Below are 692 nucleotides of genomic sequence, written 5' to 3' on the forward strand. Positions count from 1 at the left end.
CGGCGGCGTTCGTGTGCACCTGCATTACGACAACCCGCTGGGTCGCCTGACCGATGTCAAACGCGTCGTCGACAATCAGGCCGTCGAAACCCTGGTGCAGTATCGCTACGACGACAATGGCCAACTCATCGAGGTGATCAATCGCAACAACGATTCGGTTCGCCGCTTCAGTTACGCCGACGGCGTCATGGCCAGTCACAGCAATGCCTTGGGCCTGACTTGCAATTACCGCTGGGAAACCATCGCAGACCAACCTCGAGTGGTGGAACACTGGACCAGTGATGGCGAGCACTTCCATTTTCGCTACGACATAGATGCCCGCACCACGTGGATCACCGATGTACTCGGACGCGAAGCTGAACTTCATTACAACAGCGATAACCGCGTCACCTCGAGCCGCGACTTCGGTGGCGAACACTACGTTATAGAGATCGACGACACCGGCAACATGACCGGACTCACATTGCCCGATGGCAATACCGTCAAGCTCAAGTACGACGAGTACGCTCGGCTGGTCGAAGAAACTGATCCGCTCGGGCGCAAGATCAAATACCAGTACCACCATCTGACCACCCTGGTCACGCAGGTTGATTACCCTGACGGCAGCACCTGGAAAGCCCGCTACGACGCCAAGGGCAACCTCATCGCCGAAGTCGATGCGCTGGGCAACAAGACCGAATACCTCAACAGCG

At 57.2% G+C, this 692-nt stretch carries 1 pseudogene; it reads left to right on the top strand.

Going from position 1 to position 692, the window contains the following annotated elements:
• Positions 1-692: pseudogene (locus IMW75_RS26770) on the top strand (RHS repeat domain-containing protein); the annotation flags it as partial.

The sequence above is a fragment of the Pseudomonas gregormendelii genome, from assembly GCF_017114825.1.
Lineage (GTDB): Bacteria > Pseudomonadota > Gammaproteobacteria > Pseudomonadales > Pseudomonadaceae > Aquipseudomonas > Aquipseudomonas gregormendelii.